We start from the raw sequence: 26,949 nt of genomic DNA on the forward strand, positions 1-26,949 counted from the left end.
TTTCAAATTAATTAAAGAATAAAAAAACCGTCAGAGTAAATTCTGACGGTTTTTCTTTATTGTTTAACGTAAAAAATTATACGTGTAAAGCTCTATTTTCTGTAGCTGCCAATGCTTGCTTCTTTTACCGCTTCCGCGAAAGTTGGGTGTGCGTGGCTCATTCTTGAAATGTCTTCAGCAGAAGCTTTAAATTCCATTGCAGTAACCGCTTCAGCAATTAAATCTGCTGTACGAGCACCAATCATGTGAACTCCTAAAACCTCATCTGTTTTTTCGTCAGCCAAGATTTTTACAAATCCATCTAAGTCAGCACTTGCTCTTGCACGTCCTAAAGCTTTGAATGGGAAACTTCCAGATTTATATTTCACTCCAGCAGCTTTCAATTGCTCCTCAGTTTGCCCAACTGCGGCAACTTCTGGCCAAGTGTAAACTACACCAGGAATTAAGTTGTAATCGATGTGTGGTTTTTGACCCGCTAAAATTTCAGCAACCATTACTCCTTCTTCTTCTGCTTTGTGCGCTAACATTGCTCCACGAACAACGTCACCAATTGCGTAGATATTTGGAGTACTAGTTTGCAAATGATCGTTTACTTCAACTTGTCCTCTTTCTGAAATTTTTACTCCAGCTTTGTCAGCATTTAATCCGTCTGTGTAAGGACGACGACCAACAGAGACTAATGAATAATCCCCTTCAAGAGTGATTGTTTCTCCTTTTGCGTTTTCAGCTTGAACTACAACAGCATCGCCGTTTCTTTCTACTGATTTTACTTTGTGAGAAACATAGAATTTCATTCCTTGTTTTTTCAATACTTTAGTTAATTCTTTAGAAAGAGCTCCGTCCATTCCTGGAATGATTCTGTCCATGAATTCAACCACAGAAACCTGAGCACCTAAACGAAGGTAAACTTGTCCAAGCTCGATCCCGATAACTCCACCACCAATGATTACTAAGTGTTTTGGAACTTCTTTTAAAGCTAAGGCTTCAGTAGAAGTGATGATTCTTTCTTTATCAATTTTAATAAACGGCAAAGAAGATGGTTTTGATCCTGTAGCAATTACAGTATATTTTGCTTCGATAGTTTCTGAAGTTCCGTCAGCTTTAGCAACAGCAATATGAGTTGCATCTACGAAAGAACCTAAACCATTGAAAACAGTAATTTTATTTTTATCCATTAAGTAGTTAATTCCACCTACGGTTTGATCTACAACAGCTTGTTTACGCGCAATCATTTTCTCTAAATTGATTTTTACATCACCAGAAACTTCGATTCCGTGATCTGCAAAATGAGCAATTTCTGAATAGTGGTGAGAAGATGATAATAATGCTTTTGAAGGAATACAACCTACGTTAAGGCAAGTTCCTCCTAATGAATTATATTTTTCTACAATAGCAGTTTTGAAACCTAATTGTGCGCAACGAATTGCTGATACATATCCGCCAGGACCTGAACCTATAATGACTACGTCAAATGAACTCATAGTTTATCTTTTTATTTTAAGCGTCACAAATTTAAGGAATAAAGTTCTTTTTGAAGTTTAATTTTCAATGTTTTTTGCGTGAAATTTTGGGTGTGGGTTTTCTGCCACGAAGGCTCGAAGACGCAAAGTTTTTTTTGAATTGTTAGTTTAACCGCAAAGTGCGCTAAGAGTCACGCAAGGTTCGCAAAGCTTATCTTTATCAATGATTATCACACAATATTGTCATTTCGACGAAGGAGAAATCCTAGCGAGAAGCTTGACAAAGATTTGGTTCTCGTTGCGGAGTTACTTGCGAGGATTTCTCCTTCGTCGAAATGACATAAAATGAGAACAAAAACCTTTGTCACTTTGAATCTTTGAACCTTCTAGTTAAGGTTTCTTTTCAGGATTTCTTGAAGTGTGAAATACAGAATAAATTACTATTTCATTTCCGATGATCTCATAAATAATAACAAAGGGAAATTTAACCAAAGTCATTTCACGATAACCTGGTTGCTTTTTAATTTCAAATAATTCTGGATTTGTTTTTAAAACCTTGAGATAAGATCTTAAATAAGTTAAAAATTGCTTTCCTAAACCTTTACTTCTGCTTTCGTAAAATTCAATAGATTCATCAATTTCTTTTTCTGCTAATGGTAAAATTTTAATTTTAAAAACCATATTTAGCATTCAAACGTTGCTCGACCTCTTCCCAACTATTTGCCTCTATTTCTCCAGACAGATATTTTTCTCTTTCTTCGGCAACTAAATTGTAATGTGAATCGGGAACAATTGACTCTTTTTCATCATGATTAATGGCATCAAAAACGCTTTCCAAAATTTCTAACTTTGAATCGTCGTCAATGAATTTACCAAAATCTTTTATAAGCTTACGTCTTAATTCCATCGTTTCCATTTTTATTTGCATTTAAACTCAAATTTAAGATTTATAATGATTCAATTATGTTAAAACTTATTTTACGATAGAAAGTCTCAGAGAAAAAACTTAGAATCTAAGAATCTTAGCATCTCAGTATCTTAGAACGAAATCACCGTCGAATTCTTCACTTCACTAATCATAAACATACTTTGTGTACTTCCTATATGCTGTAATGAAGTTAGTTTTGTGACTAAAAACTCTCTGTAAGCTTCCATATCTTTTACCAAGACTTTCAGTATATAATCATAATCTCCGCTTACGTGATGGCATTCAAGAACTTCGTTTAATTTGATGACTTCGCTTTCAAATTTCGTCAGAAATTCTTTGGTGTGTTGAATGAGTTTTAAATGACAGAAAACCACAAATCCCTTTTCGATTTTAGATTTATCAACTAAAGCCACATAGCTTTTTATTATTCCTTCTCGTTCTAGTTTTTTGATTCGTTCGTAAACTGCTGTTACTGACAAATTGAGTTTTAAAGACAATTCTTTATTGGTCTTTTTACTGTCGGTTTGAAGCAGAACGAGGAGTTTTTTATCGATTTCGTCAAGAATCATATCTATTGTTTTTGAAGATGAAAGAAAATCTACAGAATTGCATTTTACAACTCAAATTTAGATTAAAAATCAACATAAAATCATTTTTATAGTTTTAAAATCTATAAAAATAAATACTTATTGACATTTTTTCTAATTAAACTTTTCTTTGACTAAAAATCCAACAGAAACGATTTAAAACTTGAAACAAAAAACTAACTATAATGAAAGATTTTAAACCAGCAGATAAAATTCAGGATCTACAATATTTTGGCGAATTTGGCGGAGTAAATCCGTCGATTTCAGATTCTTCGACTTATACTTTTTTATCGGCAAAAACCATGTTTGATACTTTTGAAGGCAATATGGAAGGCTGTTATTTGTATTCGCGCCATTCTTCGCCAAGTAATTTATATCTGGATCAAGCTTTGGCGAGCAATGGAAGGAACAGAAACAGCAAATGTTTCAGCTTCAGGAATGGGCGCTATTACTCCTACTCTATTACAATTGTGTGGTGCCGGAGATCATATTGTTTCGAGCCGAACGATTTATGGCGGAACTTATGCTTTTTTAAAGAATTTTACACCTCGCTTCGGAATTGAAACGAGCTTTGTTGATATTACAAAACTCGATGTTGTTGAAGTCGCGATAACGTCAAAAACTAAAGTTTTGTATTGCGAAACAGTGAGCAATCCGTTATTAGAAGTGGCAGATATTAGCGGTTTGGCTAAAATTGCTAAGAAACACAATTTGAAATTGGTTGTAGATAATACTTTTTCGCCTTTATCGGTTTCTCCTGCAAAATTGGGTGCAGATATTGTAATTCATAGTTTGACAAAATATATTAATGGAAGCAGTGATACTGTTGGCGGTGTAACTTGTGCATCTAAAGAATTTATTAATTCATTGAAAAATGTAAATTCTGGCGCGAGCATGCTTCTAGGTCCAACAATGGATAGTTTGCGTTCGGCAAGTGTGATGAAAAACTTGAGAACACTTCATATTCGCATCAAACAGCATAGTCACAATGCGCATTATTTGGCTGACCAATTTGAAAAAGATGGTTTAAAAACGGTTTATCCTGGATTGAAAAGTCACCCGAGTCATGAATTGTACAAAACAATGATTAATCCAGAATATGGTTTTGGCGGAATGCTGACAATTGATGTTGGTTCTTTAGAAAAAGCCAATGAATTAATGGAGTTAATGCAAGAACGAAATCTAGGTTATCTAGCGGTAAGTTTAGGTTTTTACAAAACTTTATTTAGTGCGCCAGGAACTTCAACTTCGAGTGAAATTCCGTTAGAAGAACAAAAAGAAATGGGATTAACTGATGGTTTGATTCGCTTTTCTATTGGTTTGGATAACGATATTCAACGCACTTACGAAATGATGAAAGCTTGCATGAAAGAGCTTGGAGTCTTATAAAAACGAAACATTTCTCTATAAATAAATTTGCACGATTTTTTATTAGTTTGTTTAAATCCGCTAAAGATTTTCTTCTCTTAGCGGATTTTTTTCGTTTATAAAAAAAACCATTAAAAACTCATTTACAACAACTTAAATAGTTAAAAAATGAATTACACACTAAAAACTAACAAATTTTACGATTAATGTTTTTTAACTCATCGTTTCTAATAAAGTTGTAAACACTAAAACGTTGTAGTGATTGAATTTCAGATTATTACGTATTTCAAATGTTAATAAAATATATTTTTGTCAGAAATTTAACCACTTAACTAACTAAAATGAAATTATGAAAAAACACCTACTTTTGTTTTATGCATTGTTTGCTCCTTTTTTATTTCTGCAAGCACAAGTGCATACATCTTATTTATGGCATCTTCACCAACCGACTTATTGGGGAGATATAAGTAAGAAAAATCCAAATCGCTATCAAATCGTAAAAGAATCGCAAGACCTGAAAGTTTCTGGTGCCAACAATGACAAAAATGGTCTGGCGCATCCAACAAACAATCTTGAAGAAATTTTTGGTGCCGGAGATCGTGTTGCCGCTTATCAATTTGCACCAAAAAATGCAATTAATTCTATTCGTGATTTGAGCAAAGCAGGAGCTCAAATTACTTACGGTGGTTCTTTGATGGAAAATGTGAATGAATTAGCCCAAGCAAATCAATGGGGATATTCTAATTCTTGGACACAGAATATCAAAGATGCTAAAGCGTGGAAAACTTCTGGCGGATTTTCTCGTATGGAAGTCGTTTCTTTCACTATGCATCATGCGCTTTCGCCTTTATTGAGTGATGAAGCTTTAAAGAAAGAAATAAAAGCGCATCAATATTACAGCGCTCAATTATTTGGAAGCCATGATTCTAAAGGATATTGGCCAGCAGAATGCGCTTTTTCTGAAAGAATTATAAAAACTTTAGCAGAATGCGGTATTGAATGGTCGGTAATTGCTAACAGCCATTTATCAAGAACTTTAGCCGATTATCCTATAAAATATGGCTCTGGCGGAACCATGTGTGATCTTCCAAACAAAGCCGATCAGGTTGAAACGCTTGGAGGAACTTGGTTCTCTGCCCAAAAAGATGCTCGAGGCGGACAGTTTGCAGTACCTTATTCTTATCTTCCATATAAAGCGAAATATGTTGATCCAGAAACTGCTCAAGAATATAAAATTACTGTGGTTCCAATGGCAGATTACGAGAGTTATGAAGATGGATACGCTGCAATAGGCACTTCATTAATTGCTCCAATTGTGGCAAAAGCATCGACTTCGCCTAGACCTCCATTGGTCTTATTTGCTCATGATGGAGATAATGCTTGGGGTGGCGGATCGTCTTATTACAATGAATCGGTAACGGGATTTTCTCATGCATCTTCTGCAAATGGAAACATCGCTACTACGATTCCACAATATCTATATGATAATCCTGTTCCAGAATCGGCGGTTGTGCACGTAGAAGATGGAGCATGGGTAAACGCAGATGGAGATTTTGGACATCCGCAGTTTACCAATTGGCTTTGGCCTTTCTACGATCCTGTTAGCAAGAAATTCAATCCGAATGGCTGGACCGAAGATATGATGAATCAAGCGATAACAACTGCTGGAGAAAACCACGCAATTATGGCTGAGCAATTGGAAGGCAACAATCTTAGAATGAGCGAAATTGTAAATCCGACCTCTGCGGTAAGTCCTGCTGAAAAAGCATGGCATTTTTTAATGGCTGGATATGACAGCGGAAATGCTTATTATGGATTAGCTGAAGATTTAGAAATTAAAACAACTCTTGCTGTTAATCGATGTGTGCAATTTGCAAAACCAACTTTAGACGCCCATCCTGGAGTTGATGCAACGAAACCATCTGTATTTATTCCGCAACGTTGGCCTTATAATCCTGGTGAAAAAGGATATGGAGCTCCTTATGCTTATAAAGATTTCTTAAACTCTGCTGATTTTACGGTATATACTTTTGCTTATGATGTAAGCGGTATTGAGAAAGCCGAATTAAAATACAGAATTGATGTTGATGGAAAAAATAGTCCTAATTCTAATCAAAATGAAACTTATGCTGGAGGAAGCGAAGTAGGAAGTTGGATAACATTGCCTATGGCAGAAAGAGTTTTTCCAAAAGGAAATGTTACCAATAATCCGCAAGCCGATTTATACATGCTTCCAGATGTAATTGCAAATCAATATTCTGCCGAAATTGCAGGAATATCAGAAAAATTATTAGACTATTATGTCGAAGTAACTGATAAAAAAGGAAATACCACTAAATCTAAAATTCAACACGTTTGGGTTGGGAAAAACTTAGATGTTGCACCAAAAATAGCTTTTACGCCTGAGGCCGGAAATTCAACTACAGCCATAGATGTAACAATTACAGCAACAGACAGCACAGATCCGAAGCCAAAATTGTATTATACAATTGACGGCTCTACTCCAACAACAGCTTCGCCAGTTGTGGAGTCGACAAAAACAATCAACATTACACAGACTACAACAATTAAAGCTTTTGCGGTTGACAAAGATGGCAATCAATCTGATATTGTAACCAAAACGTATACGATTGGAGCACTTCCAGAATTTACGGTTTATTTTAAAAAACCATCCAACTGGAATTCTGCTGTAAAAATTTATTATTGGTCACCAACAGGAACTGCTCCTGCCGTAACTTATCCTGGAGTTGCAATGACTCAAGATTGTGGAGACTGGTATAAATATACTTTCCCATCAACAGTAAGCGCTTCAAATTTATTGTTTAATGATGGTTCACTAAAAACAGGCGATCTAAATTCAACTGGCGGAATCAAATTTTATGATAACGGTTGGCTAAGTGCTGAACCTGCAAACAGATGTCCTTCTGTAGCACCAGATTTTACATTCTCGCAAGCAGGAGGAAATTTCACTACAGGAACAACTTTAAATCTAACGCTAACAGCAAACGAAAGCACTTCTGTAATTTATTATACTCTTGACGGAACAGATCCTACCACAGCTTCTGCCTCTGCCATTGGTAGTAAAGCAATTACAATAACTAGCACAACAACATTAAAGGCTTTTGTTAAGAATGCCGCGGGAGTAAGTTCCGCTATAAAAACACAAACTTATACTTTTTCTACTCCTACGACATTTACGGTTTATTTTAAGAAACCATCCAATTGGAGTTCTTCGGTTAAAATTTATTATTGGTCACCAACTGGAACTGCTCCTGCAGTAACTTATCCAGGAGTTGCAATGACGCAAGATTGTGGAGATTGGTATAAATATACTTTTCCGTCAACAGTAAGTGCTTCTAATTTACTTTTTAATGATGGTAATCTAAAAACTGGAGATTTAAGTGCTACAGCAGGAATTAAGTATTATGATTCTGGTTGGCTGAATGCAGAACCTGCGAACAGATGTCCTGTTATTGCTCCAGATTTTACCAATTCTAAACCTGGAGGAACATTTACAACTGGAACTACTGTGAGTGTTGTTTTAACAGCAAACGAAACTTCTTCTACCATTTATTACACTTTAGACGGCGCAACTCCAACAACAAGCTCTGCTTCTGCAATTGGCAGTAAATCATTCGCTTTTACGTCAAATACAACTTTAAAAGCTTTTGTTGTCAATACTTCTGGAGTTGCATCAGCAGTAAAAACAGAAACTTATACTTTTACAGCCGTTCCAACGCTTACTGTATACTTTAAACCTCCTACAACTTGGACAACTACTCCAAAAATATATTATTGGAATGCTGTACCTTCAGGAAGTGCAACAAATGCTACTTGGCCTGGCGTAACAATGACAGCAGATACTAACGGTTTTTACAAATACACCATCACTGGGCCAACATCAATTAATATCATTTTCAATAATGGTTCTAGCGGTTCGGCAAATCAAACTGCCGATTTATTAAGTAAAACTGATGGCTACTCCTATACATGGGGTTCTAGCACTTCAAGAATGGCAATTACCCCAGACACCAAAGAAGAAGAAACCTATGCAGTAAGACTTTATCCAAATCCAGTAGATCATACCTTGATGGTTAATTCTACTATTGCAATTAGCCAATACACTATTGTTTCTGCACAAGGAAGCATTGTTCAGGAAGGAAAATCTAATACAAGCAGTATTGATGTTAGCCGTCTAAGTTCTGGACTGTATTTTATTACGATCCGTTTAGAAAATGGTGTAGAAACAATGCAAAAGATTGTAAAAAAATAAACTTTTTGAATCTCCATCAATTCCATAAAAAAGCCGTTCTGAATTATTAGAACGGCTTTTGAATTTTATTTGGCCTGAAAATGTCTAAATGACTGCCAATATTTATCTTTATAAAGTTCGTAGCTTATTTCGAAAACTCCGCTATATTTCTTAATTAGTTCATCGGCAATTTTAGCTGGTTTTCTAAAGTCTTTACAAGTAAAAAATATTTCTCTTTTATTGTTTGCCGTTTCTCTTCCCAAATTTAAATATCCTTCAGAATCTGGCAAACTAACGATAATTTCTTCTTCAATTTCATCTAGAAGCTTATATGTTTTTTCATCTGGCAATCCGCCATTATCACAATCATCAAAAGGAATTGCAACAATAAAAACCCACGGATGCGATGCTTTTTTATCCCATTCTAAAATTGTAGTATTAATTAAAGCCAAAACAATAGAACCATCTTCTCTTTTTCCTTCAAAATTGGCATAACCGTCATTTTCTGTATTATGTCGAGTTCCTTCATATTTTTCAACAAATTCTTTCTCTCTCCAAATTAAATAGTCTTTTAATTTTTCGATTGGAATTAATTCTTCAGAAACATTTTCTGGTCCTACAACAACCAAATTATCGATTAAGGCAACAGAATGCAATTCACCCAAATAATTGTCTAGAAAAATATACACTCCATTAGTGACATTAGATTTTTTCTCTTCAATAAAATGATCATAAACAATTACCAAATCTATTTCATCTGGGTAAGCTTCATGGATGCGAGGATAAAATTTTAAGTTTTCTTTACTAAATTCAAAATCCTGATAGGTAATTCCAATATTATTAATATCCGAAGCTGGTTTTAAAGCCGTGAATTTCCATCCATTAATTTCTGGGGCAGCATTAACTAATTCTTCAATAACATAAATGTTTTTGATTGCTCCATCTGGCGTAAGAACTAATTCGGCAGTTTGATCATCGAACATTCCAGTAAGAAAATAAATTCCTTCATGAATTTCATCTAGCTTTGGCACTAGTTTATCAAAAAAGCCTTGATGTATATTTTCCCCACTTTGAACGGTTTTAAAAAACTCTTTTTCATTTGCTAAAAACCAATTCCAGAAATCATTATAAGATTTTATTGGAGCTTCATTTTTGCCTAATATTTTATCAAGAAAACTCATGTAATAAAAAAAATAAATTAAAAATTTGAGAGTCCAAATTAGAGAAAAAACGAACTTTCGGCAAGGAAAAACCTCTTTATCTTTTTCTCAAATAAAAAAGCCATTCCAGAGATATCCAGAATGGCTTTTTTATATATTTTTTTGAACTTATATTTTTTCTACAAAGTTCAATTTACTGTTTTTTCTACTATAAGTAAAGTAAATAAGAAGCCCGATCAATAGCCAAACTGTAAAATAAATCCAGTTCCAAACGCTTAATTCGGCCATCATATACAAACAACAGATTAATCCTAAAAGAGGAATTAAAGAAAGATTTTTTCTAAAAGCCCAAACTGCCAATCCAACCAGAACAAATAAGAAAATCCACATAGGAATTTTGTGTTTGAACAACTGGAATCCTGTTTCGTATTTTAATGAATCTTTAATTGGAAGTCCTTTTACAACCTCAGCATATTTAACCTCATCATCTTGATATTGGCTTAATAAATGCTCCAAATCTGAAGTTTCAGAAGTTTTATTATTTACATCGATGCTCTTTAAATAATTGAAAACTTTTTGAGAATCTTCTTTATCTAAAGAAGTTACAATTGAAGTTGCATCAAAAGTTTGTGCCTCATTATTAATGAATGCCATAGTAGCCTTGCTGTTGAAAGCAAAAGCATAATACAAGCCAACAATAATTAAAACTGGTAAAATGTATTTTGAATTGATATAAGGCGTTTTGAATTTTCCTCTTGGAATTTCGGGTTTATTTTGAAGAACTAATACTCCTGCGCAAACCAATACAAAGGCAAATAAAGTTCCTATACTACATAAATCGGTTACCATTGTTAAGTTTAAAAACAATGCTGGAACCGCTACTACAAATCCTGTAACAATAGTAGCAAAAGAAGGAGTTTTAAATTTTGGGTGAACAGTTGAGAATTTCTTCGGAAGCAATCCATCACGGCTCATACTCATCCAGATACGAGGCTGCCCCATTTGGAACACCAATAAAACGCTCGCCATTGCCACAACTGCACTGACAGCAATAATTCCTGACATCCATTTTAAGTTTAATTTATCGAAAACAAATGCTAGCGGATCTCCAACATTTAATTCATGATATTTTACCATTCCGGTTAAAACCAAAGCAATAGCAATATATAAAATGGTACAAATGATAATTGCCCACATCATTCCGCGTGGTAAATCGCGCTGCGGATTTTTACATTCTTCTGCTGTTGTAGAAATAGCATCAAAACCAATATAAGCAAAGAAAACAGCTGATACTCCTTTTAAAACTCCACTAACTCCATTTGGAGCGAACGGATCCCAATTTGCCGTATCTACATAAAATATTCCGACAGCGATAACTAAAAGAACCACACAAAGTTTTACAACAACCATTAAATTGCTCGCATTACGAGATTCTTTCATTCCTCTATAAACCAAAGCAGTAATCAAAATAATAATGAATAATGCTGGTATATCTGTTACAAAATGGAAAGATCCGATCGTTGGCGCTGTTGTCCAAGCTGTATGCGCTTGCTGTAAAGCAACACTTAAATTTTCAAATGATTTTCCGCCTCGCATTAAAGCCTCGGCATCGTTGAAGCCGTTTGAAGCTGTTAAGTAATCCATCTGGATCCATTGCGGCAAATGAATGCCGCCACTCTGGAGAAGTCCTGTAAAATAATCACTCCACGATATGGCCACGGTTATGTTTCCAACGGCATATTCCATGATTAAAGCCCAACCAATAATCCAGGCAATGATTTCTCCGAAAGCCACGTACGAATACGTATAAGCACTTCCCGAAACGGGAACCATCGATGCAAATTCAGCATAAGCAAAAGCGGCAAAACTACAGGCAAGAGCAGTAAAAAGGAACAAAAATATTACGGCTGGTCCTCCATCTGCACTTGCTTTTCCGATCGTACTGAAAATCCCCGCACCAACAATCGCGAGCAATCCCGAAAGCAGTTAAATCTTTGGTTGTAAGGTGCTTTCCTAATGCTTCATGTCCATCTGCCTCGTTTTTTGCAACCTGTTTCAGAATATCCTGCACTGTTTTTTTCGGAATAAACTTGAAAATGCCATATATGTTTTGCTATTATAAATTGATTTAATTCAGTCGTTCTGGTTTTATTTTGCAAATAATGCAAAAATTATCCTGATTTCAAATATATAAAACGATTTTGTTTTTCTGGAGTTTTTTTTCGCCACGAATTCACGAATTAATTTTTCAAATCTTTGTCTTTAAATTTTCTCTCGCAGATTCAGCAGATTTAATTTTAAAATCTGCATAAATATTTTCATCACAGCAGAAATTTGCATTATCTGCCATCCCGATAGTTATCGGGAGCGAGAAATAAAAAATCTTTGCGAACCTTGCGTTACTCTTTGCGTCTTTGCGGTTAAATCGAAAACACGAATGTAACATTTCACAAAATGAGCTTACTAATACAAATAGCATTTAATTTTTAAAGAATCATTTTTATGGAAAAAATCACGAGACGTTCTTTTGTAAATAAATTTGGACTTGGTGTGGGAGCTTCGGTTATCATGACTTCGCTTCCTTCTTTTGTAACCGAAACAGAAAAGATTCATAAACCCTATACTGGAAAAAAAATAAATATTGCTTTGTGTGGTTTAGGAAACTATGCTTCATTATTAGCTGAAGGCCTTCAGGTTTCTGAATATTGCCAACTTAGCGGAATTGTTACAGGAACACCTTCTAAAGCTGAAACATGGAAAAAGAAATATAATATTCCAGAGAAGAATATCTATAATTACGAAAACTTCGATTCAATCATAAAAAACAAAGATATTGACCTTGTCTATGTTGTAACTCCAAACTCGCTTCATAAAGAATTTACCGTTCGTCTTGCTAAAGCTGGAAAACATGTAATTGTAGAAAAGCCAATGGCAATTACTATTGAAGATTGTGAAGAAATGATAAAAGCCTGCAACGACAATAACGTTCAATTGGCAATGGGATATCGTTTGCATTACGAACCAAATCATCTAGAAGTAAAACGATTGGGGCAAGAAAAAGTTTTGGGACAAGTTCGTTATATTGAAACTTCTCTAGGTTATAGCACTTACGATATTCACGACGTAAATAAACCTGTTGATTTAAATGCCCGAAATGAATGGAGACTTACGAAAAAGTTTGCAGGAGGCGGTGCATTAATTAATTTAGGGGTTTATTGCATTCAAGTCTCTCGTTATGTTTTAGGCGAAGAACCAATTGCTGTTACGGCGCAATTTGGAACCATAAACAACAAAAACAGATTTGCACAAGTGGAAGAAAATATCACGTGGCAAATGGAATTTCCGAGTGGTGCTGTTGCCAATTGCAGTAGTTCTTACGGTTTTGGAATCGACCGATTTCATGCTGCCGCAGATGAAGGTTTCTTCGAAATGAGTCCTGCTGTTAGTTATGGCCCATTTATAGGTAAAAGATCTGATGGAAAACCATTTAATTTCCCAGTTATAAATCAACAGCAAACCCAAATGGATGAGATTTGTAAAGTGATTTTAGCAAACCAAAAACTTCCAAATCATATTACTGGTGAAGAAGGAATTAAAGATGTAAAAATCATCAACGCTATTTATAAAGTCGCTGAAACTGGCAAAAAAATTAGTTTGAAATAGTTTTTTTTGCCACAGATTAAAAGGATTAAAATGATTTTTTTAATCTTTATCTAAATAATTTTCACGCACATTTCGCAGATTTAGGCAGATTTAATTTTAAACTAGCAATACTTAAAATCTGCGATTATCTGCTTAAATCTGTAAAATCTGCGTGAAATAAAAATCTTTTTAATCCTTTTAATCTGTGGCAAAACTTTTTCACATTTACGAGACACATCTTACTTAAGGCAATTCCTCAAAATAGTAACAGGATGCTGAGCCTCACGACTAGTTCCATCATAAATTTGATGACGACAACTTGTTCCTGCTGCTGACGATTTTCACGTTTCCTGCTGTAGCACGTACTTTTGGAAATAATGTATCCTCTCCCATTTGCATACTCACTTGATAATGTTCTTTTTCATAACCAAAAGAACCCGCCATTCCGCAACAGCCTGAGTTATAAATCGTAACCGTATTATTTTTTGGCAGATTTAGCATTGCAAAAGTCGCTTCAACAGAACTTAAAGATTTCTGATGGCAATGTCCGTGAATTTTAATTTCTTTACTTTCTTCTGAAAAAGAATCGGCTGTGATTTTACCATCTATGATTTCTTTTTTGAAGAACTCTTCAATTGTAAAAGCATTTCTCGACAACTTTTCCGCGACTTCTTTATCATCGGCTAAACGAAGATATTCATCTCTAAAAGTCAAAATTGCCGAAGGTTCAATTCCAATTAAAGGCGCATTTGCTAAAACCAGATCCTTAAAAACACTTACATTATGATTCGCAATTTTCTTGGCTTCTTCCAAAAATCCTTTTGAAAGATAAGTTCTTCCACTTTCCTCATGATCTACAACCAAAACCTGATAGCCTAATTTCGTCAATAATTCGAAAGCATCGATTCCGATATTTACATCATAATAATTCGTGAATTCATCTACAAACAGATACAATCTTCCGTTTGGAAAATCGGTTTGTGAAGGTTTATTGTTGGCGTACCATTTTCTGAAAGTCTTTTTCGCCAAAAGCGGAACTTGTCTTTCTGGCGCAATTCCCATTGTTTTTTTTACCAAAGAATGATTCGAAATAAAATTCGTAATCGCAGGGAATTTACTTCCCATTTTGTTCAATTTCGCATTGTTGGCAAAAATCTTATTTCGGGTCGTAAAACCGTTTGCTTTTTGGTATTGATATAAAAATTCTGCTTTCAAAGTCGCTACATCCACGTTACTCGGACATTCGCTTGCGCAGGCTTTACAGCTTACACACAGCTCAAAAACTTCATATAATTCTTTCTGGTCAAATTTGTTTTCTTTTTCAGAATACGTCAAATATTCTCGCAACGCATTGGCTCTCGCACGCGTCGTTTCTTTTTCATTTCTCGTTGCACGATAACTCGGACACATTGCTCCTCCGCCAGACGGCAGTTTTCTACAATCTCCAGAACCGTTACATTTTTCGGCTGCACGCAAAATTCCTAAACTATCTGAGAAATCTTGAAACGTTTTAATATCTGGTTCAACTCTTCCCGAAACTACACGATGATTCTCGTCCATTTTCAAGGCATTGACAATCTTCCCAATATTCAAAACCGAATTCGGGTCAAATGCCAATTTAATTCTTTTTAAGAGTTCGTAATTCTTATCGCCAATCATAAACGGAATAAACTCTCCGCGCACAATTCCGTCGCCATGTTCACCACTTAACGAGCCTCTATATTTTTTTACCAAATGCGCTACTTCGGTCGCAATGGTTCTGAATAATTTTAAATCTGATGTTTTCTTCAAATTCAAAACCGGACGCAAGTGCAATTCTCCAGCACCTGCATGCGCATAATAAATCGCTTCTTGTCCGTGACGCAACATCATCGCCGAAAACTCTGCAATATATGCTGGTAAATCACTTAATTCTACCGCTGTATCTTCAATCGAATCTGCTGCTTTATCGTCGCCTACAATACTTCCTAAAAGTCCAAGACCTGCTTTTCTCAATTCATTGGCTTTGTCAATATCATTTCCGTAGATTTTTACTCGAGCGTAACCAAAATTGTTTTGCTCTAAATCAGCAATCAAAGCATCGGCTTGTTTTTCGGCATCTTCTAAAGTGTGCGAGGCGACTTCAAACAACATAATTGCTTTGGGTTCTCCAACCAAAAAGAAACGGTTTTTAATGTGCTCACGATTGGTTTTGGTACAATCCAAAATCGTATCGTCAATCATTTCGCAAGTGTACAAATGATGTTTCATAGCCACCACAACCGATTCTAGAGATTCTTGAATGGTATGATAATGTCCAACAACCATAATACTGTGAGGCGGTGGCAGATCGTCCACTTTCAGCGTCACTTCGGTTGTAAAAGCCAAAGTTCCTTCGCTTCCGCAAAGCAGTTTCCCTAGATTTATGGTGGGTTCAGTTCCGCCAAATAATTCCGATTTCAACAGAATATCAACGGCATAACCCGTATTTCTTCTGTGAATTTCAGGTTTCGGAAACTCCTTTACAATTTCTTCCTGAGCTTCTTTTATAGTAAGTTCGTCGTAAATTGTTTCGTATATTTTATTTTCTAAAGAATCACCTTTTGTTTTTTCAATAAATTCAGCCGAAGTCAAATCTTTAAAAACCACTTCAGAACCGTCGCTTAAAAGTGCTTTTACCTCAGCAATTTTATCGCGTGTAACACCATATCGAATCGAAGTTGTTCCCGAAGAGTTATTTCCCACCATTCCGCCAATCATTGCGCGGTTTGATGTCGATGTAATTGGAGCAAAAAATACACCGTGAGGTTTTAAGAATAAATTCAGCTCATCGCGAATAACACCTGGCTGAACCGTAACCGTTTTCTTTTCGGCATTGTATGAAATGATTTTTGTAAAATGCTTCGATACATCAACCACCAATCCGTCTCCTACCGCTTGTCCTGCAAGTGAAGTTCCTGCGGTTCTTGGCGTAATCGACAGCTTATGTTCTGCAGCAAATTGAATCAGTTTGGCTATATCTTCAGTCGTTTTAGGAATTGCCACTGCATTTGGCCGAATTCGATACACCGAAGCATCTGTCGAATAAAGTGTTTTATGAAGCTCATCGAATAAAAGTGTGCCTTCAAGACTATTGTCTAATTGCTCTAAATGAGATTGGGTCAACATGTAAATGTGCTTTTTATAAAAATATTTCCTGAAAAAACTCAGACCACAAAGATAAAAATATCGCAGGGCAAAACGATTCTATTTTATGATTTTATCTAACAACTCCATCATATTTTATAAAATTCTGAGAGAATCCTGTAAAGCATTCGGCTTACTAAAAAGGTAATTTTAAAATTTTACTTTTTTATGCCTTTATCATTATGGAAAATTTCTTTCAAGACGTTATCAGCCATCTCGAAGGTTACTACAATAGCATTGTCGATCTTACCCCAAAATTTATTCTGGCCGTTTTGGTCGTTCTCGTTTCATGGTTTATTGCAAGCCGTGTGGGTATTTTTGCAGGAAACCGACTTAAAACAAAAATGCATGATCGTCTTCTGGCGGTTTTTATTGCACGTTTAATTAAATCGGTTTTAATTATTATCGGAATCTTGTTTATGTTCCGAATTATTGGTCTTGAAGGCGTTGCGCAAAGCATGCTGGCTGGTGCCGGAATTTCGGCTTTTGTAATTGGTTTTGCGCTTAAAGACATTGGCGAAAATTTCCTTGCCGGAATTCTGCTCGCTTTCAAACGTCCGTTTTCTATTGGAGATATCATTGAAAGCAACGGTGTAAAAGGTGAAGTCATTAATCTTAACCTCCGTGATACCGAAGTAAAAAGCGATTCTAAAATCATTTACATCCCAAATGCGCTTCTTATAAAAAACACTTTAATTAACTACAACAGCGAAGGCTTTCTCCTTCAAACTTTCACCGTCGGATTAGAATATGGTTCTGATTATAAACACGCTATCGAAATCGTAAAAGAAATTCTAGGAAACAGCGAAGACGTAACCGAAAAAGACCATGAAAACGCTGCCGTAATTACCGATGTTATTGCTGGTGGTATTATTCAGCTCAATATTCGTTATTGGGTTAAAACTGCATCAACAACCGAAAATTCAGAATGTCGTTCTAAAATTATTGCGGCGGTTTTGAATAAATTGAAGGAAAATGGGTTTGTACTTAAATAAGGCACATGCTAGCGCGAGCGTCTCGGTCGTGAACACAAAGTATCTAATTTTATATCTAGAATTAGTTTAATAATTAAATAAATTTTTAAATATGAAACATCTTTGCGGGCACGAGCGAGACGCTCGCGCTAGCGGGGGTATTATTCAACTCAACATTCGTTATTGGGTGAAAACTGCATCAACAACCGAAAATTCAGAATGTCGTTCTAAAATTATTGCGGCGGTTTTGAATAAATTGAAGGAAAATGGGTTTGTACTTAAATAAGGCACATGCGAGCGTCTCGCTCGTGAACACAAAGTATCTAATTTTATATCTAGAATTAGCTTAATAATTAAATAAATTTTTAAATATGAAACATCTTTGCAGGCACGAGCGAGACGCTCGCGCTAGCGGGGGTCGTCCAGAACGAAGCCAAAGAGTTTTTGAAAACCTACAAATCTCCCCAATCTTGTCATTTCGACGGAGGAGAAATCTTCGCAAGAAACTCGACAAAGATTGGCTTTTCTTTACAGAGTTACTTACGAAGATTTCTCCTTCGTCGAAATGACAAACTGTGTGGAAATTTAATCGAATTTATCTTTTCTCAGGATAATCGTTTTATATTTACCGCTGAAAGAAGATTTTTCTATTTCTTGTTCATTTGCCAAAGAATAAAAACATATTATTTTTCTTACTTTTTGTTATTGTTTTTTAATACTTTTACAACTCTTAAACTACAACATTAAGAACGAAATAAGATTTGCCCTTGTATTATGTGTGCGGTATCGGAAACGACCGTAAGCGCTGTTGTAGGCGTTAGAAACACTAATCTACAAGGGTTTTTTACTTCTAAAACTACAACATTTATGAGTACCAACACAATTTTAAAACAAACCGAAATCAAGCTTTTGAATTTTTTCAACGACAGAATCGATCCTGTAGAAATGGCTAAAACTTTAAGGCAAGTAAATTTTACACTCGCTTTATGCGTTTTGAGCGAACATGAAACATTTCAAAGCGAAATCATCAAATTAAGAGACAGCTTTTACTGGCTCAATGAATTGGCAGAAACTTTAAATCCTTATTTGGAGGTGGAGTAAAAAATTAAAAAGAAAACCCTCGATTATTTAAGTCGAGGGTTTTCTTTTTATCATTTAAATCGAAATCTATTAAAAGATTTTAAAAAATATTCAAAACCTTATTCCTTCCCCCAAATCCTAGTATTCAAATCTAGTTCATGAATAATGTCCTGCATAAACTGAACTATCGAAAGATCGTAAGTAAGTAAATCTGGTGCCAAAAGCGAAGAATGAATCGGTGCTTCAAAATAATTGTGCGACAGCGGAAAAGCGATATACATTTTAGAATGAATAAAAGAAATCGAAATTGTATCGTCAGATTTTCTATTTAAATCTAGAATTCTCTCCATCATTGCAGGCGTTAGAATGTATCTTGCCTCAATTTGATCTTTAGAAAAAGTTGCAAATTTATCGTCAAATTCGGTATTTTCTAGCTGTACCACTTCACTATTTCCGAAACTAAAAACGTTTTTGGAAAACCACGAACCAATGGCATCTGCAATACCTTTTGGACGTACAACAGTCGAAACATTAAAGTTTTTATTAAAATCGGCTACAAAAATAATTCCTTTAAAAATGGTATGCCAAGTTGTTTTTGTACCATTTTTATCGCGAGTTTCCGTTTTATATTCGGCATGGACTTCGGCAAACCCAAAAGAAGTTTTATCGGCTATTCCGCTTATTAAATCTTGCGTTTTATAGCGATCGGGTTCCGTTGTAAAAAGTTCCGAACTAATAAACTCATATTCTGGGAGTCCGCTTTGTGGTGCAATAGTCAACGTTTCGTTAATATCCTTTAAAGCGGTTCCAACAATGTTCATTTTATAAGCCGATTTGTATTTTTTGGCATCGTCATCTATTCTAAAATACATCACAATTCCAATAATCAAAGGAACCAAACAGCCAATAATGCCCAATGCCGCAAATCGAATAAACAACCCAACAACTAAAATCAATATTGCAAGACCAAATAATATATAGCAAGTCTGATAAGTCTCGGCTATTTTTTTTCGATCAACTTCTAAGCTATTCAGAATTTCCTGCAGATTGGCTTTCGAATTTATTCCTGAATCCATTAATTATTTAAATAGTTCTTTTGCACTAATATTTTTACGCTCTTCTTCTGGAGTTGCCAATACATCAATTTTAGTGTAACCCAACATTCCTGCAAACATATTGCCAGGAAACATCATAATTGCGTTGTTATAATCTGTTACCGAAGCATTATAAGTTCTTCTTCTTCTGCTGCAATTTGTTCTTCGCTTTCTGTCCAAGTTGTTTGAAGATTTAAGAAATTGGTATTGGCTTTCAAATCAGGATAATTTTCTACCGTTACCATCAAACCTTTTACAGCAGAACTTAATTCGGTATCCAAACTTGCTTTTTCTTCATCTGTTAAATTCCCAGAAGTTGCTCTAGCACGAAGCTCTACAATTTTAGTTAATGTGCTTTGCTCGTAATTTGTGTATTGTTTTACAACTTCAACAAGATTCGGAATTAAATCGAAACGTTTTTTCAACATTACATCAATCGCAGAGAAAGCATTCGTAACCTGATTTCTTTTTCCAATAAGTGAATTGTAGATTACGATTCCGATAATAAAAAGGAAAACAAAAAGTCCTATAATAACTAACATGATTTTATTTTTTTGAATTGGTTATGGGCAAATATATAGAAAAGGCAGTAAGTTTGGATTTTAATTTTTAAGATTTATATCACAAATTTTGATTTATTAAAATGTCGTTCAAAAATAAAAATTGTCTAAAATCTATAGCTTTATATCCGAAATAATCCCATTTTAGCGTTATCAATAAACTGACTTCTATAAAACCTCATTTTAAATGAATAAAAATATATCTGCACTCTATACTATAGCTCAAAAAGAAACCAGAAAAATACTTGGTTTAATGTCTGGAACTTCTCTCGACGGTCTTGATATTGCTTTGTGTACCGTTTCTGGTTCTGGCGAAAATACGAATGTGAAAATTCTTGAATTTGAAACCATTTCTTATTCTGAAGACATTAAAAACGAAATCAGAAAGGTATTTGCTCAGAAAACAATCGATTTTCAGCATTTGGCTTTATTAAACGAGTGGATCGGAATATTGCACAGCGACATGATTAATGATTGTCTAAAAAAATGGAATATTTCGTCAAACGAAGTGGATTTAATTGCTTCTCACGGACAGACTGTTTTACACGCTCCAAAGTTTTTACATCAGCAGGAAAAATTTCCAAACGCAACTTTGCAAATTGGAGACGGAGATCATATTGCAGTAAAAACGGGAATTATCACCATTTCAGATTTCAGACAAAAACATGTTGCGGCGGGTGGCGAAGGTGCGCCTCTTGCAGTTTATGGCGATTATTTATTATTCGGAAAAAAAGGAGAAAATAGAATCATGCTCAACATGGGCGGAATTGGGAATTACACCTATCTCCCAGCCTCTCTTAACGCCGAGGAAGTTTTTGTAACCGATACTGGAACTGCAAACACATTAATAGACATTTTTACCAAACATTATTTCCCTGAAAAAAGCTACGATAAAGATGCTGAAATTGCGCAACAAGGAACTGTAAATCAAGAACTTTTAAACGAATTGAAAAGCGATGATTTCTTCCAAAAAAGTTTTCCAAAATCAATTGGTCAGGAGTTGTTTAATTTCGATTTCGTACAGTCGGCTTTGGTAAAATGTGGTTTAGAAAATATTTCGGCATCAGATTTGCTGGCGACTTTAACACGTTTAAGTGCTGAAACTATTGCAGAAGCAATTTATTTCACCATAAAAAACACTTCAATTCCTGCAGAAGATTTTCATATTTATATGTCTGGAGGCGGAACGAATAATCCGTTGTTGGTAAAATGGTTAACGGAATTATTGCCTTGCCAGTTTCATACTAGCGACGATTTGGGCATTTTAAGCGATGCAAAAGAAGCTGTTTTATTTGCTCTTTTAGCCAATGAAACCGTTTCTGGAGGCGATTACAATTTTGGAAACAGCAAAGGAATTCCTTCTGTAACAATGGGAAAAATTTCGTTTCCTGATTAAAGAAATAAAATTGCCATGAATTGGCACAAATTAATGTTTTTTATGCCACAGATTAAAGGATTTCTGAGATTAATCATTTTAATCTTTATAATCTGTGGCTAAAAAAAATGCCACGAATTGGCACAAATTAATGTTTTTTTATGCCACAGATTAAAGGATTTCTGGGATTAATCATTTTAATCTTTATAATCTGTGGCTAAAAAAAGTTGCCACGAATTACACGAATTTTCACGAATTCTTTTTTAAAAGAATAATTAAGAACAAAAATTAGTGCGATTAGTGTAATTCGTGGCAAAAACAAACTATTTTTGATTCCTGTTAAAATAAACATTTGAAATGCATAAAAATCAGCGCTTAATATTTTTTCTTTTATTTTCATTTTTCATTACTTCGATTTCTAATGCACAGGAAAGTAACATGCATCCTAAAAACGAATTTAGAGGTGTATGGATTGCAACGGTTGTAAATATTGACTGGCCGAAAACAAGTATGGATAATGTGGAAAAAGAAAAAGCTGATTATCTTGAAATTTTAGAAGCCTACAAAAAACTAAATTATAATGCCGTAATTGTTCAGGTTAGAAGTGTTGGAGATGCTATTTATCCTTCAGAATTTGCGCCTTGGTCACGATTTTTGACCGGAAAAGAAGGTTTGGCTCCAAATCCGTATTACGATACTTTGGCTTGGATGATTGAGCAAGCACATAACAGAGGCTTTGAGTTTCATGCATGGCTGAATCCTTATCGTGCAACTTTTGATTTGAATAAAAATCTTTTAAGCCCAAATCACGATCTTTTTAAACATCCAGAATGGATGATCGAATATGGCGGAAAATATTATTACGATCCTGCTTTACCAGAAGTTCAAGCGCATTTAACCAAAGTCGTAAAAGAAGTGGTTGACAAATATGATATTGATGCCATTCATTTTGATGATTATTTCTATCCTTATGCTGTTCCTGGAAAAGTATTTAACGATAATGCTTCGTACCAAAAATATGGCGCTGGTTTAAGCCGTGCAGATTGGCGTCGTGCAAATGTAAGCAACTTTGTACATGCCATTTCGGCTACCATTAAAGAAAGCAAACCGTGGGTTCAATTTGGAATTAGTCCGTTTGGGGTTTGGAGAAATAAATCTCAAGATCCAAAAGGCTCTGAAACACAGTCGACTTCAAATTATGATGATTTATACGCTGATCCAATGTTATGGATGGATCAGAACTGGATCGATTATATCTTACCTCAATTATATTGGAGCATGAACAATACTAGAGCTTCTTACTCTAAATTGGTAAAATGGTGGTCTGAAAACGCTAATCCGAATACTGCTATTTACATCGGACATGCTACGTACAAAATTAGAGGCGACGGTGATAAAAGCTGGAATTATATGACCGAAATTCCAACCCAAATTGATTTCTTAAGAACTTTCAAAAATGTTTCTGGAAGCGCTTACTTCAGCTCAAAATGGTTTATGGGCAAAAACTTCGATGTCGTTCGTCATTTAGAAGAAAACCAATATAAATATCCTGCACTTCCTGCAGCTGTTCCAAATTTACGACATGTAATTATTGACACGCCAAAATTATTGGAGTACAAAAAAGACAGTATTAAATATGATTTCACATTCCAAAGTCCTCTAAATACAAAGGTTCGCTATATGGTAGTTTATGGAGCAGAACATATTTCGAAAATTGATACTAATGATGCAACAAAAATTATTGAGAAAGTAACGATAAAAGAAGTTGACGGAAAAATCAATTTCGCAATAGCGGCAGGAAAATTAAACCTTTACAAGGCCTGTGCAGTAACTTTTATTGATTACTATGCCAATGAAAGTACTCCAATTGCAATAGATTTAAAAAAGCCATTTAAAAACTATACACCAAATCAACCTAATGAAAACAGATAACAAACCTTGGTTTTGGATTCCGCTTCTTAACTTCGCTTCTGGATTACCGTATGCTATAATTATTTCCGTTTCGGTAATTATGTATAAAAATTTAGGGATTTCTAACGAAGATATTGGTGTTTACACCAGTTTACTTTATCTGCCTTGGGTTATCAAACCTCTTTGGAGTCCGCTTATTGAATTAATCGGAACCAAAAGAAAATGGTTTTTACTAATGCAATTAATCATTTCAATTGCTTTTCTGCTGGTCGGTTTTACCATTCCGCTCAACGGATTTTTTATAATGACCTTGTCTATATTCTGGGTTGCGGCTTTTGCTTCGGCTTCTAATGATATTGCTAGCGATGGCTTTTATTTATTGGTTCTTCCAGAAGACAAACAATCTTTCTTTATTGGTATTAGAAGTACTTTTTACAGACTTTCGATGTTAGCAGGAAACGGATTGGTAGTGCTTTTTGCAGGTTATTTAGAACATAAATTTGGAGACAATACCAAAGCTTGGTCATATACCATGATTTGTGTTGGTTTACTAATGACTTTCATTACCCTTTACAATTTCATTTTTACACCAAAGAATGAAATCAATGCTGTGACAACTAAAGAAACTGCGCATTCTCAAGATTTTGCAACTATTTTCATCAGTTTTTTCAAGAAAAAACAAATCGGATTGATTCTAACTTTTATCTTAGTTTTTAGACTAGGAGAATCTCAATTGCTTAAAATGCTAAGTCCGTTTTTATTAGATTCTAAAGAATTAGGCGGAATGGGATTAGACACTGAAGCTGTTGGAATTATTTATGGAACTTGTGGCGTTGCGGCTTTAACCATAGGAGGTATTTTAGGCGGAATTGCAATCTCAAAACAAGGACTTACGAAATGGATGTTTCCAATGTTTTTAGCAATGCACCTTCCAATTTTAGGTTTTATATTATTGGCTTTCTTTCATCCTACTTCAATTTATTACATTTATGCCGTTGTAATTGTAGAACAATTTGGTTACGGTTTTGGTTTTACTGCCTTTATGATGTATTTAATTCATGTTGCCGAAGGAGAATCAAAAACAGCACATTATGCACTGGCAACTGGTTTTATGGCATTAGGAATGATGCTTCCAGGAATGTTAAGCGGTTTTATACAAAAATATTTAGGCTATCAAAACTTCTTTATTTGGGTTTTGCTGGCTACAATTCCAGGTCTTATTTTATCACGTTTTTTAACCTTCCCAAAAGATTTTGGGAAAAAATCAGAAGAAGTTTAACACCCAAATCAAACTTTAACTATGGAAATCAATGAAAACTTGCAGAACGAACGAAATCTGAAAGGAACTGAGTTCGAGAAAAATGGAAATCTTGAAAAAGCAATTGAATTGTATGAAGAAAATGTTGCAGAAGGCTTTAAAGGAAATCACCCTTACGATCGACTAGCAACGATCTACAAAAACGAAAACGATTTGGATAATGAAATCCGCGTTTTAGAAAAAGCAATTGTGGTTTACGAAATAATCACTATTGAAGACCGATTAGAAGGATTGCCAAAGCTTTTCCGTTTCAAAAACAGATTAGAAAAAGCAATTGAAACTAAAAAGCAATTAGCCAAACAGAAAAAGGCAAAGTTGAAATAAAAAATCAAACTATATCATAATACCCAATTATCTGTTTTATAAAGAAATGGATAATAGTGTCTGTATGAAAAAGACTTTACAATAATGAAAATCACAGCCGAAGCGTTACGACAAAAAATAGGACAATTTTTCTTTCCAGCAGTATTCATCAATGATACAGAAGAAAATATTCAGGAAACAGAAAAACTTATCAGAGAATACAATATTGGAGGATTAACCTTTTTCCATAGTCGTGCGAGTGCTGCAACCAACTACGAAAGCAAGAAAAAAGTTGTTTTTAATGATGACAGTTACGAAAAAATCAAAACACTTATTTCTCGTTATCAAAAAGTCTGCTTCTACTCCTCTTTTAATTAGTATTGATGCTGAATGGGGTTTAGCAATGCGAATTGAAAAAACACCGCAATATCCGTATGCAATTACGCTTGGCGCTTTACCTTCAACTAAATCGAGTTTGGTTTACGAAGTTGGAAAACAAATTGGTTTAGATTTAAAAGCGGCTGGAATTCAGTACAATTTATCGCCTTTGGCAGACATCAACAACAATCCAAATAATCCAGTTATCGGATATCGTTCTTTTGGTGAAAACAAAGAAAAAGTAGCCGATTTTTCTATTGAATATTTAAAAGGAATGTCAGAAGTTGGCGTTTTGGGCTGTCTAAAGCATTTTCCTGGACATGGAAACACCAATGTAGATTCCCATTTAGGTTTGCCTGTTTTAAAAGAAACTTTAGATGAATTATTAGAAAACGAATTATATCCGTTTATTAAAGGAATAGAAAATAATGTCGATTCGATTATGATTGGGCATTTGGCAGTTCCAAGTTTAAATGGCGGAAAAGACACTTCTGCAACATTATCAAAAGCAGTGATTCAAGATCTTTTACGCGACAAATTAGGTTACGATGGTTTAGTAATTTCTGATGCTTTAAATATGCACAGTGTTTCTAAATTATACGAAACCAAAGGACAATTAGAATGGGAAGCTTTCAATGCAGGAAATGATGTTTTATGCTTTGCTGAAAATGTTCCAGAAGGAATTGAGGCGATCTACAAAAATGCTTCGCCAGACCGTATTTTCGAAAGCTATAATAGAATAATGAAAGCCAAAGAAAAAGCAGGGATTCTTTCTGGAAATACAGCCGTTTCGGGCGAATTAAACTTCGAAAAAACATCTCAATTAAATCTAGAAATTGCTCAAAATGCAATTACGAAAATCATTGATAACGGAATTTCAGATTTAGCTATAGAGGCTCAGAAAAACAACAAATTAGCCAAACTGAGTTTATATAAAAATACTGAAAACACATTTTTCAAAACGCTCAATGCAAAACTTGATTCACCAGAATTTGCTTTTGAAAGCTTAGAAACTTCAGATATTGTTGCAATCAAAAATGAATTAGAAAATTTTGAAACCCTCATCATTTCATTATTTGTTCCAAAAGCAAAACCTTTGAATAATTTTGAAGTAAATGACGAAGTTTTCGAACTGCTTTCTAATCTTCTTCAAACAAAAAAATGCATTATTTACGTTTTCGGAAATCCTTACGTTTTACCACTTATTCCAAATCTAAAAAAGGCTTCAGGGTTAATTCAGGCGTATCAAGATTTTGAAGAATTTCAAAAAACCGTAGGAATTCAATTTTTTGAAAAAAATAGTTTCACAGGCGTTTTACCAGTAAATATTGATATTCAATAAATTACAACCGTAAATAATCAAAATTTATCAACTTATAAGTTTTTATAATCAC

General features: G+C 34.7%; 17 protein-coding genes and 4 pseudogenes. 11 read left to right on the forward strand and 10 right to left on the reverse strand.

Annotation, left to right across the window (positions count from 1 at the left end; genetic code table 11):
• Positions 1 to 76 precede the first annotated feature (76 nt).
• From lpdA to P5P87_RS10295, 4 genes and pseudogenes are all read right to left on the reverse strand, one after another.
• Positions 77 to 1,481: pseudogene (gene lpdA / locus P5P87_RS10280) on the reverse strand (dihydrolipoyl dehydrogenase).
• Positions 1,482 to 1,850: 369 nt separating this feature from the next.
• Positions 1,851 to 2,141 (reverse strand): type II toxin-antitoxin system RelE/ParE family toxin, encoded by a 291-nt coding sequence (locus P5P87_RS10285; RefSeq protein WP_278022471.1) that lies wholly within the window; start codon positions 2,139 to 2,141, stop codon positions 1,851 to 1,853.
• Positions 2,131 to 2,388, reverse strand: coding sequence for a hypothetical protein (locus P5P87_RS10290; protein ID WP_278022472.1), 258 nt, complete (start codon positions 2,386 to 2,388; stop codon positions 2,131 to 2,133). The genes P5P87_RS10285 and P5P87_RS10290 overlap by 11 nt, the downstream gene beginning before the upstream one ends.
• 110 nt (positions 2,389 to 2,498) lie before the next feature.
• Positions 2,499 to 2,957 carry an Lrp/AsnC family transcriptional regulator gene (locus P5P87_RS10295; RefSeq protein ID WP_198856780.1) on the reverse strand — a complete coding sequence of 153 codons (459 nt, stop codon included), beginning with the start codon at positions 2,955 to 2,957 and terminating at the stop codon, positions 2,499 to 2,501.
• Between the two features lie 203 nt (positions 2,958 to 3,160).
• Between P5P87_RS10295 and P5P87_RS10300 the strand changes: the two are divergent.
• Together P5P87_RS10300 and P5P87_RS10305 are read left to right on the forward strand one after the other, a co-directional pair.
• Positions 3,161 to 4,364 (forward strand): annotated as a pseudogene (locus P5P87_RS10300) (aminotransferase class I/II-fold pyridoxal phosphate-dependent enzyme).
• 328 nt (positions 4,365 to 4,692) lie between these two features.
• Positions 4,693 to 8,616, forward strand: a complete 3,924-nt coding sequence (locus P5P87_RS10305) for a starch-binding protein (RefSeq protein WP_278022473.1) — start codon at positions 4,693 to 4,695, stop codon at positions 8,614 to 8,616.
• 65 nt (positions 8,617 to 8,681) lie between these two features.
• On the opposite strand, the gene P5P87_RS10310 is transcribed toward P5P87_RS10305, so the two are convergent.
• Both P5P87_RS10310 and P5P87_RS10315 read right to left on the reverse strand, forming a co-directional pair.
• Positions 8,682 to 9,776: a DUF695 domain-containing protein gene (locus P5P87_RS10310; RefSeq protein ID WP_278022474.1), complete on the reverse strand. Its 1,095-nt coding sequence runs from the start codon at positions 9,774 to 9,776 to the stop codon at positions 8,682 to 8,684.
• 147 nt (positions 9,777 to 9,923) lie between these two features.
• Positions 9,924 to 11,858: pseudogene (locus P5P87_RS10315) on the reverse strand (amino acid permease).
• A gap of 399 nt (positions 11,859 to 12,257) precedes the next feature.
• Here P5P87_RS10315 and P5P87_RS10320 point away from each other — a divergent pair.
• Positions 12,258 to 13,418, forward strand: coding sequence for a Gfo/Idh/MocA family protein (locus tag P5P87_RS10320; protein WP_278022475.1), 1,161 nt, complete (start codon positions 12,258 to 12,260; stop codon positions 13,416 to 13,418).
• 218 nt (positions 13,419 to 13,636) lie between these two features.
• On the opposite strand, the pseudogene P5P87_RS10325 reads toward P5P87_RS10320, so the two are convergent.
• Positions 13,637 to 16,544, reverse strand: a pseudogene (locus P5P87_RS10325) (FAD-binding and (Fe-S)-binding domain-containing protein).
• A 200-nt stretch (positions 16,545 to 16,744) separates the two neighbouring features.
• On the opposite strand from P5P87_RS10325, the gene P5P87_RS10330 reads away from it, so the two are divergent.
• Complete coding sequence (locus tag P5P87_RS10330; RefSeq protein ID WP_278022476.1) at positions 16,745 to 17,557, forward strand: mechanosensitive ion channel family protein; 813 nt, start codon at positions 16,745 to 16,747, stop codon at positions 17,555 to 17,557.
• Positions 17,558 to 18,403: 846 nt separating this feature from the next.
• Positions 18,404 to 18,637 carry a hypothetical protein gene (locus P5P87_RS10335; RefSeq protein WP_278022477.1) on the forward strand — a complete coding sequence of 78 codons (234 nt, stop codon included), beginning with the start codon at positions 18,404 to 18,406 and terminating at the stop codon, positions 18,635 to 18,637.
• A 98-nt stretch (positions 18,638 to 18,735) separates the two neighbouring features.
• Here the strand turns inward: P5P87_RS10335 and P5P87_RS10340 are convergent, their stop codons facing one another.
• The 3 genes from P5P87_RS10340 to P5P87_RS10350 are packed head-to-tail and all read right to left on the reverse strand — an operon-like array spanning position 18,736 to position 20,252.
• Complete coding sequence (locus tag P5P87_RS10340) at positions 18,736 to 19,692, reverse strand: DUF3137 domain-containing protein (protein ID WP_278022478.1); 957 nt, start codon at positions 19,690 to 19,692, stop codon at positions 18,736 to 18,738.
• Between the two features lie 3 nt (positions 19,693 to 19,695).
• Positions 19,696 to 19,809 (reverse strand): hypothetical protein, encoded by a 114-nt coding sequence (locus tag P5P87_RS10345; RefSeq protein ID WP_278022479.1) that lies wholly within the window; start codon positions 19,807 to 19,809, stop codon positions 19,696 to 19,698.
• A 20-nt stretch (positions 19,810 to 19,829) separates the two neighbouring features.
• The gene (locus P5P87_RS10350) at positions 19,830 to 20,252 is read right to left on the reverse strand and encodes a LemA family protein (protein ID WP_278022480.1); all 423 of its coding nucleotides are present in this window, start codon (positions 20,250 to 20,252) and stop codon (positions 19,830 to 19,832) included.
• Positions 20,253 to 20,457: 205 nt separating this feature from the next.
• Between P5P87_RS10350 and P5P87_RS10355 the strand changes: the two genes are divergently transcribed.
• The 6 genes from P5P87_RS10355 to P5P87_RS10380 all read left to right on the forward strand — a co-directional run bounded on the left by P5P87_RS10355 (position 20,458) and on the right by P5P87_RS10380 (position 26,897).
• The gene (locus P5P87_RS10355; protein ID WP_278022481.1) at positions 20,458 to 21,666 is read left to right on the forward strand and encodes an anhydro-N-acetylmuramic acid kinase; all 1,209 of its coding nucleotides are present in this window, start codon (positions 20,458 to 20,460) and stop codon (positions 21,664 to 21,666) included.
• Positions 21,667 to 22,002: 336 nt separating this feature from the next.
• A complete protein-coding gene (locus tag P5P87_RS10360; RefSeq protein ID WP_198856766.1) occupies positions 22,003 to 23,577 on the forward strand; it encodes a glycoside hydrolase family 10-like protein in 1,575 nt (524 codons plus the stop codon).
• The gene (locus P5P87_RS10365) at positions 23,564 to 24,835 is read left to right on the forward strand and encodes an MFS transporter (protein ID WP_198856765.1); all 1,272 of its coding nucleotides are present in this window, start codon (positions 23,564 to 23,566) and stop codon (positions 24,833 to 24,835) included. Before P5P87_RS10360 ends, P5P87_RS10365 begins: the two co-directional genes overlap by 14 nt.
• 21 nt (positions 24,836 to 24,856) lie before the next feature.
• A complete protein-coding gene (locus tag P5P87_RS10370) occupies positions 24,857 to 25,198 on the forward strand; it encodes a tetratricopeptide repeat protein (protein ID WP_198856764.1) in 342 nt (113 codons plus the stop codon).
• 84 nt (positions 25,199 to 25,282) lie between these two features.
• Complete coding sequence (locus P5P87_RS10375; protein WP_278022482.1) at positions 25,283 to 25,555, forward strand: hypothetical protein; 273 nt, start codon at positions 25,283 to 25,285, stop codon at positions 25,553 to 25,555.
• Entirely contained in the window at positions 25,479 to 26,897 is a 1,419-nt protein-coding gene (locus P5P87_RS10380) for a glycoside hydrolase family 3 protein (RefSeq protein WP_278022483.1), read from the forward strand. The genes P5P87_RS10375 and P5P87_RS10380 overlap by 77 nt, the downstream gene beginning before the upstream one ends.
• Positions 26,898 to 26,949: the final 52 nt, after the last annotated feature.

This window comes from Flavobacterium ginsengisoli, from assembly GCF_029625315.1.
GTDB lineage: Bacteria > Bacteroidota > Bacteroidia > Flavobacteriales > Flavobacteriaceae > Flavobacterium > Flavobacterium ginsengisoli.